Annotated in this window: 11 protein-coding genes and 1 pseudogene; 10 read left to right on the top strand and 2 right to left on the bottom strand. The window is 57.9% G+C overall.

Annotated features, from left to right (window positions below; genetic code table 11):
• Window positions 1–80 precede the first annotated feature (80 nt).
• The 8 genes and pseudogenes from phnC to LE197_RS29100 all read left to right on the top strand — a co-directional run bounded on the left by phnC (window position 81) and on the right by LE197_RS29100 (window position 8636).
• Window positions 81–908 carry a phosphonate ABC transporter ATP-binding protein gene (phnC, locus tag LE197_RS29135; protein ID WP_003117867.1) on the top strand — a complete coding sequence of 276 codons (828 nt, stop codon included), beginning with the start codon at window positions 81–83 and terminating at the stop codon, window positions 906–908.
• Window positions 905–1768 carry a phosphate/phosphite/phosphonate ABC transporter substrate-binding protein gene (gene phnD / locus LE197_RS29130; protein WP_003117866.1) on the top strand — a complete coding sequence of 288 codons (864 nt, stop codon included), beginning with the start codon at window positions 905–907 and terminating at the stop codon, window positions 1766–1768. Before phnC ends, phnD begins: the two co-directional genes overlap by 4 nt.
• Window positions 1769–1776: 8 nt before the next feature.
• Window positions 1777–2604 (top strand): phosphonate ABC transporter, permease protein PhnE, encoded by an 828-nt coding sequence (gene phnE, locus LE197_RS29125; RefSeq protein WP_003298907.1) that lies wholly within the window; start codon window positions 1777–1779, stop codon window positions 2602–2604.
• An 8-nt stretch (window positions 2605–2612) separates the two neighbouring features.
• Window positions 2613–3623, top strand: a complete 1011-nt coding sequence (gene ptxD, locus LE197_RS29120; RefSeq protein ID WP_003152798.1) for a phosphonate dehydrogenase PtxD — start codon at window positions 2613–2615, stop codon at window positions 3621–3623.
• On the top strand, window positions 3617–4471 hold the full coding sequence (locus LE197_RS29115) for a LysR family transcriptional regulator (protein ID WP_003118389.1): 855 nt from the start codon (window positions 3617–3619) through the stop codon (window positions 4469–4471). Before ptxD ends, LE197_RS29115 begins: the two co-directional genes overlap by 7 nt.
• A gap of 53 nt (window positions 4472–4524) precedes the next feature.
• Window positions 4525–5145, top strand: a complete 621-nt coding sequence (locus tag LE197_RS29110) for a tyrosine-type recombinase/integrase (RefSeq protein WP_003118388.1) — start codon at window positions 4525–4527, stop codon at window positions 5143–5145.
• 112 nt (window positions 5146–5257) lie between these two features.
• Window positions 5258–6689 (top strand): annotated as a pseudogene (locus LE197_RS29105) (IS1182-like element ISPmo1 family transposase).
• Window positions 6690–6890: 201 nt separating this feature from the next.
• A complete protein-coding gene (locus LE197_RS29100) occupies window positions 6891–8636 on the top strand; it encodes a methyl-accepting chemotaxis protein (RefSeq protein WP_017678244.1) in 1746 nt (581 codons plus the stop codon).
• 44 nt (window positions 8637–8680) lie between these two features.
• Here LE197_RS29100 and LE197_RS29095 read toward each other — a convergent pair whose 3' ends face one another.
• Window positions 8681–9343, bottom strand: coding sequence for a GntR family transcriptional regulator (locus tag LE197_RS29095; RefSeq protein ID WP_121380339.1), 663 nt, complete (start codon window positions 9341–9343; stop codon window positions 8681–8683).
• Between the two features lie 387 nt (window positions 9344–9730).
• Here LE197_RS29095 and LE197_RS29090 point away from each other — a divergent pair, with 387 nt between their 5' ends.
• Together LE197_RS29090 and LE197_RS29085 are read left to right on the top strand one after the other, a co-directional pair.
• The gene (locus tag LE197_RS29090; protein WP_049310856.1) at window positions 9731–11077 is read left to right on the top strand and encodes a nucleobase:cation symporter-2 family protein; all 1347 of its coding nucleotides are present in this window, start codon (window positions 9731–9733) and stop codon (window positions 11075–11077) included.
• A 318-nt stretch (window positions 11078–11395) separates the two neighbouring features.
• Window positions 11396–12193, top strand: a complete 798-nt coding sequence (locus tag LE197_RS29085) for an outer membrane protein OmpK (protein ID WP_048330399.1) — start codon at window positions 11396–11398, stop codon at window positions 12191–12193.
• 94 nt (window positions 12194–12287) lie between these two features.
• Here the strand turns inward: LE197_RS29085 and LE197_RS29080 are convergent, their stop codons facing one another.
• The gene (locus tag LE197_RS29080; RefSeq protein ID WP_048328548.1) at window positions 12288–13277 is read right to left on the bottom strand and encodes an isopenicillin N synthase family dioxygenase; all 990 of its coding nucleotides are present in this window, start codon (window positions 13275–13277) and stop codon (window positions 12288–12290) included.
• Between the last annotated feature and the right edge of the window lie 125 nt (window positions 13278–13402).

The raw sequence follows: 13402 nt of genomic DNA, 5'->3' as shown, positions 1-13402 counted from the left end.
CAGTGCGTTAACAAGGAATTTCTACCCTTTGCATCGCGAACCGCAATTGTGCGGCCAGCAATATTGCGAAAGGTGATCAAATGACGCCCCATCCGATACAGGACGCCGTGCTGCGGGTCGACCGGTTGAGCGTCGTCTACCCAGGCGGCGTGACAGCCCTACGCGATACCTCGATTGCATTTCGGCGTGGTGAGTTCACCGTGCTGCTTGGTCTCTCGGGCGCAGGCAAGTCGACCTTGCTCCGTAGCCTCAATCGACTCGTCACGCCCACTCGCGGCAGTGTCACCAGCGAGCTCGGTGAGCTCGGCAGCGGCTCGGCCTTGCGTCAGCATCGTCGGCGTACCGCCATGATCTTTCAGCACCACCAGCTAATCGAACGTCAAAGCGCACTGGCTAATGTGCTTACCGGTCGGCTGGCCTTTCACAACACGCTCCGCTCGCTGTTTCCTCTGCCGCGTGCCGATCAGGAGATTGCGCTCAGTTGCCTCGCTCGGGTCGGTCTGGCAGACAAGGCGCTAAGCCGGGTGGACAAACTGTCCGGTGGCCAGCAGCAGCGGGTAGGCATCGCGCGTGCGCTAGCGCAACAGCCCGCGATCATTCTTGCCGATGAGCCGGTAGCCAGTCTCGACCCGGCCACTTCGGTCCGTGTTCTCGGACTGCTGCGCGACATCTGCAAGGAAGACGGCATCACCGCCATCGTTTCGCTGCATCAACTCGAATATGCCCGCCGCTTCGCCGATCGCGTCGTCGGGCTGGCCGATTCTCAGATCGTTTTCGATGCCGCGCCCTCGGAACTCACCGATGCGCAGCTTGAGCGCATCTATGCAGGCCGCTCTACGACTCAGCCAGCAACTGCTCCGGCTGAAACCCCTGTCATGCTCGCACCTTCACTGGAGATGTCCCGATGAAACGCTTATCCGCTCTCTTATTGACCTGTTTGCTGTCCGCTGTTTCAAGTCTGTCCGCCGTAGCGGCCGATGCCGATCCGGATGTGCTAAAGGTTGCGCTGCTGCCGGACGAAAACGCCTCGGAGTTGATCAAGCGAAACCAGCCGCTGAAGGATTATCTGGAAGAGCATCTGGACAAGAAGGTGCAGCTGATCGTAACCACCGACTATTCCTCGATGATTGAGGCGATGCGCTTTGGCCGTATCGACCTGGCGTATTTCGGTCCGCTGTCCTACGTCATGGCCAAAAGCAAAAGCGACATCGAGCCCTTCGCTGCCATGGTCATCGACGGCAAGCCGACCTATCGCTCAGTGATTATCGCCAATGTGGCGTCAGGCGTGAATGAGTATGCCGACCTTAAGGGCAAGAAGATGGCCTATGGTGACCGGGCATCGACGTCCAGCCATCTGATTCCCAAAACCGTGCTTCTTGAGACGGCCGAGCTGACGGGTGGGCAGGACTACGAACAACATTTTGTGGGCACGCATGACGCCGTTGCCGTCAACGTGGCGAACGGAAACGCCGATGCGGGTGGGCTGTCGGAGGTAATTTTCAATCAAGTAGCCGAACGTGGCCTAATCGATCCGAGCAAGGTGAAAGTACTTGGTTACAGCGGCGAATATCCCCAATACCCCTGGGCGATGCGCTCGAACCTGAGCCCCGAGCTGAAAACCAAGGTGCGGGATGTATTCGTCGGTATCGACGATCCCGAAGTGCTGCGCAACTTCAAAGCCGAGGCCTTCGCGCCAATCACCGACGCCGACTACGATGTGATTCGCAACATGGGATCGCTGCTCGGCCTCGACTTCGCCACGATGTGAGCACCGATATGTCTACTCATCATGACGTGCAGGCGCTGCCTGCAGAGCAACGCGAGCACATCCTTCGAGGCTTCGGCCTCGGTTGGTGGCGCCAGCTGGGGCAGGTGGCAATTGTACTCGGAGTGGTGCTGTTGGCCTGCTGGTACGTGGGGCTGCTCGATGCCACCACGCTGCTGAACGGGCTGCCCTCCATCGCGACCCTGGCAGGCGAGGCCATGCCGCCAGACTTTTCGGGCTATCGAAGCTGGATTCGCCCGTTGATCGACACGCTGGCGATGAGCATCGCCGGCACGGCCATCGCAGTGGTGTTCTCGCTGGTGGTGGCCTTCGTTGCAGCGCGCAATACGGCGCCGCACCCCCTTGTGTTCGGTGTTGCCCGGGTGCTGCTCAATGCCCTGCGGTCGGTGCCGGAGCTGATCATGGGCATCATCTTCGTTGCAGCCGTAGGGTTCGGCGCCTTGCCGGGCGTGCTTGCCCTGGGTCTGCATTCGATCGGCATGGTCGGCAAGTTCTTCGCCGAGGCCATCGAGCACGTCGACGAAGCGCCGGTGGAAGCCGCTCGGGCGGCGGGGGCTACGCCGATGCAAGTGCTGCTGCACGCGGTTTTGCCACAGGTGACTCCGCAGTTCGCCGACGTGGCGATCTACCGCTGGGAATACAACTTTCGCGCCTCCACCGTGATGGGCATGGTTGGCGCCGGCGGTATCGGCTTCGAACTCATGGGCTCGCTGCGCATCATGCAGTACCAGGAGGTTGCAGCAATCCTGCTGGTCATCCTGGCCATGGTCACGCTAGTAGACGCCTTCAGTGGCGTGCTGCGCAAACGTTTCAAATAGGACAAACCATGCTGCCGAAACTCGTTATAACTCACCGAGTACACGATGAGATCCTGCAACTGCTGGCGCCACATTGCGAGCTGATGACCAACCAGAGCGACAGCACGCTGACGCGCGAGGAAATTCTGCGCCGCTGCCGCGATGCTCAGGCGATGATGGCGTTCATGCCCGATCGGGTCGATGCAGAATTTCTCCAAGCCTGCCCCGAGCTGCGTGTGGTCGGCTGCGCGCTCAAGGGCTTCGACAATTTCGATGTGGACGCCTGTACTGCCCGCGGGGTCTGGTTGACCTTCGTGCCTGATCTGTTGACGGTCCCGACTGCCGAGCTGGCGATCGGACTGGCGGTGGGGCTGGGGCGGCATCTGCGCGCAGCAGATGCGTTCGTCCGCTCTGGCGAGTTCCAGGGCTGGCAACCACAGTTCTACGGCACGGGGCTGGATAACGCGACGGTCGGCATCCTTGGCATGGGCGCCATCGGACAGGCCATGGCTGAGCGCTTGCAGGGATGGGGCGCGACCCTGCAGTACCACGAGGCGAAGGCTCTGGATACACAAACCGAGCAACGGCTCGGCCTGCGCCAGGTGGCGTGCAGCGAACTCTTCGCCAGCTCGGACTTCATCCTGCTGGCGCTTCCCTTGAATGCCGATACTGAGCATCTGGTCAACGCCGAGCTGCTTGCCCTCGTACGGCCGGGCGCTCTGCTTGTAAACCCCTGTCGTGGTTCGGTAGTGGATGAAGCCGCCGTGCTCGCGGCGCTTGAGCGAGGCCAGCTCGGCGGGTATGCGGCGGATGTATTCGAAATGGAAGACTGGGCTCGCGCGGACCGGCCGCGGCTGATCGATCCTGCGCTGCTCGCGCATCCGAATACGCTCTTCACTCCGCACATAGGGTCGGCAGTGCGCGCGGTGCGCCTGGAGATTGAACGTTGTGCAGCGCAGAGCATCATCCAGGCGTTGGCAGGTGCGCGCCCAATCAACGCTGCGAACCGTCTGCCCCAGGCCGAGCCTGCCGCATGTTGAATCCGGTCTGGCTGAAGAGCCTGGTAGCGATCGTTCAAACAGGCAGTTTTCAGAGCGCGGCGAGGGCGTTGGGGCTGGCCCAGCCGACGGTGTCGCAGCACTTGCAGAAGCTTGAAGAGCAGGTCGGCGTAACGCTGGTGCAGCGCAGTCGTAGCGGCTGCCAGCCTACCACACGTGCGCTGGCCTTCATGCCGCATGCGACCGCCTTGCTCGACATGCACGCCCGGGCGCTAGAAGCCCTGCATGGAAATAGTGAGCGCGTCGGGGCCAGCTCCAACATCGGCACCTACCTTCTCCAGCCATTCGTGCGCAGCTATCTGACGACCGCAAATGAGAGGGGCGAGGTGGATCTGCGCATCGCCGCCAACCCGGATGTGGCCGACCAGCTACTGGCGGGCCAGCTCGACGCCGCGATCATGGAATGGTGGCTACCTCACCCCGACTTCGAACACCGCCTCTGGCGGGTCGAGCCGCTGGTACTTATCGTCAGCCCCGACCATCCGCTGGCTGAAGCAGGGTGCATAGAACGCGATCGTCTGGTGGACCTGCCGATGCTGGGAGGTGAACCGGGTAGCGGTACCGGACGGCTTCTGACCGAATACTTTGGCGAGCTGGGCGTGCCTCGCAGCGGTATGCAGCTAGGCAGCACCGAGGCAGTCAAACAAGCAGTCAGGGCGGGACTCGGCGTGTCGTTGGTGATGGCTTCCGCAGTACAAGACGAAGTTCGCAGTGGCGCGCTGGTAGCTCTTCCCATCCCGGGGCTTGAAAAGCGTCTCCAACTGATCTGGCGCAAACCGCCCGGAAATCTGCACCCGCCGGGATTTGTGCGGCACTTATTGGCCGGTTAGCGACCACCGTTCAGGCTAGCCATTCTTGTCCTCCCACACGTGGAGGACTTGCTATGAACATCATCGCTACCTGCAGCCGCCAGCCCTGGAACAAAGGAAAACTGGTCGGACAGAAAACCCCACTCCGACTGAGAGATATCTGGGCCATCCGAGTAAGGCTTCAAATTGCAGAAAGAACTCGGGATCTGGCTCTCTTCGACCTGGCCATCGACAGCAAGCTTCGAGCCTGCGACTTAACCAAGCTCCGTGTGCGGGACGTTGCCCATGGTGAGCAGGTGTCATCACGAGCAATAGTGATGCAGCAGAAAACACAGCGGCCAGTGCAGTTCGAGATCACTGAGCAAACTCGGGCGGCGCTCGCGGCTTGGATACATCAAGTACAGCTCCGCGGCGAGGACTACCTGTTCCCGAGTCGACTGCATAACTCAGACCATCTATCCACTCGTCAGTACGCCCGTATCGTCAAAGGCTGGGTGAAAGCCATTGGCCTTGACCCAGCCATGTATGGCACTCACACAATGAGACGCACGAAGGCATCACTGATCTATCGCAGGACGAAGAACCTGCGGGCCGTTCAACTGCTGCTCGGCCATACGAAGCTGGAGAGCACCGTTCGATATCTGGGAATTGAGGTCGATGACGCCTTGGAAATGGCGGAACAGACCGAAGTGTGACCATGTTTAGCGACGGCCAAAGTCAGGCCGTCGCTAACCGGCCCAGAGTGTGTAAAAACATCCCGGTAAACCCTTGCTATGATTTCCGAGAATCTCATCGCAAGGGACGCCCATGAAACGGTTTATCCAGGGTGAACATCGAGGTCAAAGCACCTTACTTCCCGAAAGCCTCGACGACTACGTCAGCGATACCAATCCGGTTCGGGTGGTTGACGTTTTCGTCGATGAACTCGATTTGGCCAATCTAGGTTTTGATGGCGTCATTCCAGCCGAAACCGGCAGACCTGCCTACCACCCGGCGATCCTGCTGAAGATCTACATCTACGGTTACCTAAACCGAATTCAATCGAGCCGACGTCTGGAGCGAGAAGCCCAGCGCAACGTCGAACTCATGTGGCTAACCGGGCGTTTGATGCCCGATTTCAAGACCATCGCCAACTTCCGAAAAGACAACAGCAAGGCCATTCGCGGCGTCTGCCGCCAGTTCGTTTTGCTCTGCCAGCAGTTGGGGTTGTTTGACGAAAACCTGGTTGCCATCGACGGCAGCAAATTCAAGGCAGTGAACAACCGTGACCGCAATTTCACCAGCGCCAAACTGAAGCGGCGCATGGAAGAAAATCGAGGCGAGCATCGGCCGTTATTTGGCTGCGCTCGATGCGGCTGATCGACAGATTCCTAGCGCCTCCGCGCCAGACATTGCCAGCCTGGAAGATAAAATCGCCAAGCTCAAATCGCAGATGAAAGAGCTTCAAGGGATCGAAACTCAGCTCAACGATTCCCCTGACAAACAGGTTTCGCTGACCGACCCGGATGCCCGTTCGATGATGACGCGCGGCAGCGGTATCGTCGGCTACAACGTGCAGACGGCGGTCGATACGCAGCACCATTTGATTGTTGCTCATGAGGTCACCAACAGAGGTTCTGACCGCGACCAACTCAGCTCGATGGCCAAGCAAGCTAGGGAAGCCATTGGCGCAGAAACATTGTCGGTAGTCGCCGACCGAGGCTACTTCAAGGGTGAAGAAATCCTCGCCTGTCACGATGCAAACATCACCGCTTATGTGCCAAAGCCGATGACTTCAAGCGCCAAGGCTGATGGCCGGTTCAACAAAGATGCCTTCGTTTATGACGCGACGAAAAACGAATATACATGCCCGGCTGGAGAGGCACTGATTTGGCGATTCTCCAGCGTTGAGAAAGGCATGAATATGCACTGTTACTGGAGTTCAAAGTGCCAGAGTTGCGCGCTGAAAACCCAGTGCACGCCAAGCACAAATCGTCGAGTAAGGCGCTGGGAACATGAAGCGGTGCTGGAGGAAATGCAACGCCGGCTGAACCAAGCACCGGAGATGATGCGGGTTCGAAAACGGACTGTTGAGCATCCCTTCGGGACGCTCAAACAATGGATGGGAGCAACGCACTTCCTGACTCGAAAACTGAATGGGGTGAGCGCAGAAATGAGCTTGAATGTGCTCGCCTACAACTTGAAGCGGGTGATGAAAATCATCGGCACCGAAGGCTTGTTGAAGGCGATGGCGGCGTAAAAGCCCAGCTTTTACTGCCCCAAGAGGTGCCAAAGCGCTTCATACGCGCTCTGAAGCGTTACCGGCGCTGATCGTGGTAAATAATCGGGAAATCGCCACGCCCAGGAGCAATGGGCTGAAGCACGCAAGATAAGAAAGTGTTTTTACACACTCTGGGCCAGAAGCGGACGCTTGGAATTATCGAAAATCGAGCGAATTCTGATGCAACCGCTGACGGCAGCGGACGATATTGCCAGCAACACAATGGTGCGCGACTGGTTGGCGGAGAGCGAAAATGGTGCCGATCTACCACGCTTTGTCAGCTACCTGAGTGGAGTGTTGGAGCAGCACAAGGCCGCCACGGCTTTCGTGATTTCTTCGGCAACCAGTCGCCATTACAGTGAAAAGGGGCTGGAGCGCACGCTGAGCCGCGCTAACGCCCAAGACGCCTGGTATTACCGTTTCCTCGACAGTGCGCAGCGCCGTGTCGTCGAAATTGGTACCGACGGCAATACCGGCGCCCTCACGCTGTTTATCGATCTGCGCGTGGAAAAAGCTGGTCAGTTGCTGGGCGTTGCCGGCCTCGGTTTGCGCATGGACGAGCTCTCAACTCTGATCAAAAACTTCAGTTTCGGCGAGCGCGGCAAGGTGTACCTGGTGCGCAACGACGGCCTGATTCAGATCCATCCGCAAACCGATTTGAACGGTGATCGCCAACTCGCCGAGCAGATTGGCGCACCGGCAGCACGGGCCGTACTGGGCAAGTCTGCGCTGTCATCGGCGGCTTTCGAGCGCGAGGGCGAGCCCTATCTGGCGATCAGCTTGCCATTGCGCGATTTGAATTGGACGTTAGTCGCTGAGGTGCCGGAAGCACAAATCTATGCGCAAGCGCACCAGGCGCTGTGGTTGACCAGCCTGATCGGTGCGGGTGTGGCGCTGGTGTGTCTGGCATTGGTGGTTTGGTTGGCGCAGAGCCTGGTCAAGCCTATCCAGCAGGTTACCCGTGCCTTGGTGGCAATTGGCAGCGGCGGCGGTGACCTTACCCATCGCCTGGATGACAGCCGTGCTGATGAGTTGGGGGATCTGGCCCGTGGCTTCAACCGCTTTTTGCTCAGCCAGCGCGAGATGATCGCGGACGTGCTGAATACCAGCGAGCGGCTGCGCTCCACGGTTGGCCAAGTGGCGAAGGTGGTGGACAACACCGCCACGCGTGCCGACCGCCAACAGGAAATGACTGAGATGGTGGCCACTGCAGTTCATGAAATGGGGCTGACGGTGCAGGAGATTGCGCGCAACGCCGGCAGTGCGGCTTCTGCGTCGCATGGCGCTCGGGAGGAGGCGTTGCAGGCCCGAGAGGTGGTGCGCGGCTCCATTTCCCATATTGAAAGCATGTCTGACGATATCGGCACGGCTTCGGGCGCGGTGGGCGAGCTGGCCCGGCAAGTGGCCTCCATCGACCAAGTGCTGGCAGTGATCCGTGGCGTCTCCGAACAGACTAATCTGCTCGCCCTGAACGCAGCGATTGAAGCGGCGCGGGCCGGCGAAATGGGCCGCGGCTTTGCAGTGGTGGCGGATGAAGTACGCACATTGGCGCGTCGTACGCAGCTGTCCACCGACGAGATTCAGAGCATGATCGCCGGCCTTAAGCAGGGCGCGGAAAACGCTGTGGCTTCGATGCACAAGGGGCAGGCGGCTACCGGGACAGGGGTTGCCTCCAGCCAGCGCACGGGACGTTCACTTGAGGCGATCACCGAGCAGGTGAACCGCATCAGCGACATGAACCATCAGGTGGCGGCCGCTACCGAGGAACAGTCGGCGGTGACCGAGGAGATCAACCGCAACGTACAAGGCATTTCCGATCTGGCGCGTGCTACCGCGGGGGAGGTGAATGATTGTCGTCAGGAGTGCCGCACCTTGAGCGGCCTGGCCGACGACCTGGCGCGGCAGATGGGCGGGTTCAAGCTGTAGGCAGCGCGGGCGGGAGAGGCAGTTAAGGCTTCTCCCGCGTCGGGTTACAGACCCAGCACCGCTTTAAGGTCGATATCCGGCGGCACCGTCGTGTTGAACTTGTAACCCTTGATCACCAGGTTGTAGTGCGAGGCCAGCAGGTTCTTGGCAGACGCCGCGTCGCGGCGCTCGAAGCAATCCACCAGGCGGGTGTGCTCGTCACGCAGCTGGCAGTAATCGAAGCCCGAGCGGTATAGCGCGTTGATCAGCGCTTCCTGCCGGCGCAGCTGGTTGTGGATGTTGTTGAGAATGTCGTTCTTCAGGAACGAGATCAGCAGCGAGTGAAACTCACGGCCCAGTTTGTCGCCCAGATCATGGTCGTGGGCTTGGTGCGCGGCCTGCTCCTTGAGGGTGTGGGCACGCAATATCTCCAGCTCGTTCTGGGTGATCGACTTGGTCAATTGGTCAATCACACCGCTCTCCAGTACCAGGAGCATCTGGTAGAGCTGGTACGCATCGTCGAAGGTCGGGCAGGCCACGGATGACGAGCGTTTGGGTGACACCTCCACCAGGCGATCCTGCGAAAGCCGGATCAGCGCCTGCCGGACCACCGTCCGGCTTACATCGAACAACTCCGCAATATCCCGCTCATTTAGCTTTGTGCCTGGCGGCAAGCGCCGGTGGTAGATCGCATCCGATATGGCAGAGACAATTTTCTGGGTGAGCATGGCACCAGCTATCAATAGACGTTCGCAGCCGCGAAGTCTACCACAGGCCTTTATCCGCCTTCACTGAGCACCATCTTGGGGATGGGTAGCGGTCTGGCGATCGTATGTGGGGCATATTCCCCGTGGTGGGTCACGCCTTTTCAGAAAATTCACCGCGAGTAACCTGACCAATAAGACAAATTGTCGATCTGGCATGGAGAATGCTTTTTGTCATCGCTCTGGTATACCAGTTGCTCAATATTGGTACTCCAGTAATGAAAACTGGTCATATTTCAGGATTCGACCAACGACCTTTGTGATGACGGATCAGGCCGCGAGGCGGGGGCACCCCGCCGACGTTCGCAGGAAGCGCGGACTGCTCCGTCCCAGCCACCAGTGCAGGGTTTTATGAAGACAATCTCGGCTCCAAACAAGGCGCAATACCTGCGCATGCTTCTGCTGGCGTGCCAGCATGTGATGGTGATGTATGCCGGGGCAGTGGCCATTCCCCTGGTGCTTGGCGCGGCGCTGGGTCTGTCCAAGACCGACATCGCCTTTCTGATCAATGCCGACCTTTTCGCCTGCGGGATCGTGACCATCATCCAGGCCATCGGTATCGGGCCGGTCGGTATCCGCATGCCGGTGATGATGGGCGTGACCTTCACGGCCATCGGCCCAATGATCGCCATCGGCTCCGATCCCAGCGCTGGTTTGTCGGCTATTTTTGGGGCCACCATCGCTGCCGGCTTGTTCGGCCTGGCCATGGCACCTCTAGTGGGCAAGCTGCTGCGATTCTTTCCGCCGGTGGTCACAGGTACCGAGATTGTCGCGGTGGGGCTGTCGCTGATGTCAGTTGCCGCGGCATGGTCCGCCGGTGGTTTTGGCAACGCCGAATTCGGCCGCCCGCTGTACCTGGCAATCGCCTGTGCGGTACTGCTGTGCATCTTGCTGATCGTTCGTTTCACCAAGGGTTTCCTCAACAACATCTCGGTGTTGCTGGGCCTGATATTCGGTTTTGCCCTGTCGGCTGGCGCAGGTTTGGTCAGCCTGGACGGCATCGAGGACGCCACGGTGTTCGGTGTGATCCTGCCGTTCCATTTCGGTATGCCGACGTTCCATTTGTGGCCCATGGCGGCCATGTGCATCGTGATGCTGGTGACCTTTATCGAGTCGACAGGCATGTTCATTGCCTTGGGCGAGATCGTCGACAAGCCCATGGATGAACGCACCCTGGTTCGTGGCTTTCGTGCCGATGCCCTCGGCACGGCGGTGGGTGGCATCTTCAATACCTTCCCGTACACCTCGTATGCGCAAAATATCGGTCTGGTCAGCATCACGGGCGTGCGCAGCCCCTGGGTGTGCGCGTTGGCCGGGGCGATTCTGATTGTGCTGGGTCTGTTTCCCAAGGTGGCCTACTTCGTGGCGTCGATTCCGCCCTATGTGCTGGGCGGTGCCGGCATCGTAATGTTCGGCATGGTTACGGCCAGTGGCATGAAGGTGCTCGGCCGGGTGGATTTCAAGAATGTCGGCAATCTTTATATCGTCGCCATAAGCCTGGCGGTGGGCATGTTGCCCGTGGTCTCGCCGCACTTTTTCAGCAAGTTGCCTTCCTCGTTGGGGCCGATCCTGGAAAGCCCGATTCTGCTCACGGCAATTGTCGCGATCACCTTGAATATCTTTTTCAACGGTATCGGTTTGAGAAAACCGCAGAACGACGCCGCGACTGGCGAGGGTATTGGTCAACACTCCAACTGATATCTCTGATTGTTTGGTGATAATTAAGTGAAACGCTACCTGTCTTGATAGCTACCAGGGGGCAGGTAATACACTAGAGCGACCTTATAGGTCGCTTTTTTTTGCGCTGATAGTTACCTTGGTAAGTGCATTTAATAATACAAAAAAACACGCACTAAATTACTTCACCACACCAAAAACCGCCCCCAATAGCAGCAAAAATGCATTTCAAGAGCTTGTAAACTCCTGCAAAGTCTGCGCAATTCGTGCATTTATTGGCCCATTACTTGCTATATGTAAATGCTGACTATTCGATCAGCTTTATATATGGGGGATAAGATGAAAGTTAACAATAAGTCCACTGTTTTTGCAGCAAGCTTTTTGGGGTTTTCGTGTTTGCCATCGGTATCGCATGCCGATATGAATTGGCACAGCGAAAGTCTCACTTATCAATACGGCAAAGAGTTCAAGGTGGATGCACGCACCGTACAAACCATTACCTTCGAACATGCCAGCGACTGGTCGTGGGGCGATGTGTATTTATTTATGGACAACAATTGGTACCCAGGCGGTGGTACTTACAATGATGGACACCATTCCATTTACAGTGAATTGGCGCCGCGACTTTCGTTGGGCAAAGTGTTTGATAGCAAACTGTCGTTCGGTCCCGTCAAGGACGTATTGATTGCGTCGAGTTTTGAATGGGATAAAAACGAAAAGCATGGAACGCACGATCAGGTTAACTATTTGCTCGGCCCGGGCTTTGATCTCGATCTACCGGGTTTCGATTATTTCCAGCTTAACTTCTACTACCGCAAACCAGACGGCGGTGTAGCACCTAGTGGGCAATGGCAAATCACGCCGGTCTGGTCGTATACCATTCCGATCGGCCGCTCCGACGTGGTGATCGATGGTTATATGGACTGGGTGGTCAATAATAAAGGCACGTATCACAGTAATCTGCTGTTCAACCCGCAGATCAAATATGACCTGGGCAAGCACTTTGGTTATGAGCCCAAGCGCTTCTACGCCGGGGTCGAGTACAACAACTGGACAAACAAATACGCGATCAAAGACACCCGCGCATTCGACACCGATCAGAATGTGACCAGTCTGATTGTGAAGGTGTATTTCTAAAACAACACCGGGCGGTTATCCGCCCGGTTCAGCCTTGCCAAAAGCGAGGCATGAAAAAGGCCACTCGCTAGTGGCCTTTTCCGCTGTCGGCGCGTTATGCCGTGGCTTTCTTGACCCCGAAGGTCTTGTCGAACATAGCCGCGATATGACCGCCGACAGTGATGGGCGCCGGATAGACCTCATCGGCCTTGCGCAGCGTGGGCACCACCGAGGCTTCGTAGTAGTAATCCAGGTCGAAAAAAGTTGGCACCGAGTAGCGCGGGGTGTCTTTTTTGGAGTTGAACACGCGGTGCATGGTCGAGTGATAGAGGCCATTGGTGAGCACCGGCACCATATCGCCGAGGTTCACCACAAAGGTGTTCTCGATAAACGGCGCTTTCAGCCACTCACCGTCGGCATTGCGCACCTCGAGACCGCCGACTTCATCCTGCAGCAGCAAGGTAATCAGGCCCCAGTCGGTATGGGCACCGGCGCCAATCTGGTTTTCACGGGCATCGGCCGGCTGGCTGGGGTAGTGCAGCATGCGGGTAATGATCATCGGCTCTTTGAGGCCCTGGTCGAAAAAGTCTTCGGGCAACTGCAGCGACAGGGCAAGCAAGCGGACGATCTTGCGACCGAGCAGTTCCATGTAGCGCATATAGTCTTCGGTCTGCTGGCGGAAACGGGGGTTGCCCGCTGGCCATTGGTTCGGGCCGTGATAGGGTGTTTTGCGAATAACGTGCGGATGTGCGTCGTCCAACTCGCGACCCAGCAGAAACCCTTCTTTCAGATCGGGCGGCGAACCTTCATCGAGAATTTGCGCCGCAATCGGTTCATACCCTCGCAGGCAACTGGAGTTTTTCGAGTTGACCAACATTTTTTCGTGCAGCGGCGTTTTGAAATATTCCTTGGCTACATCAAACTGCGCTTTCTGCAGTTCTACCGGTACGCCATGGTTTTTAATATAAAAGAAACCGGTCTGCCGTGCCGCCTTATGAATTTCCCAGGCTACTGCCTTGCGCTTCTCGATATCGTGGGAAAAGCTGTCCGCCAGATCGATAACCGGAATGTTTTTGGCCACTGAAGGCGGGGTATATATGACCATCTGCAAAACTCCTGTTGATTACTAAGTGGTGTAACAAGGCAGAGTGGTAGGGCAACGTGCTGTCAGAACCGCTGTTATGGTTATAGTGCGGGGCAAGTAGCCACGTCTTTTGATGTTCTGACGAT

The sequence above is a fragment of the Pseudomonas sp. PS1(2021) genome, assembly GCF_020405165.1.
Classification (GTDB): domain Bacteria; phylum Pseudomonadota; class Gammaproteobacteria; order Pseudomonadales; family Pseudomonadaceae; genus Pseudomonas; species Pseudomonas aeruginosa.
The sequence above is the reverse complement of the archived record's forward strand: the minus strand, read 5'-3'. Positions and strand labels throughout refer to the sequence as shown.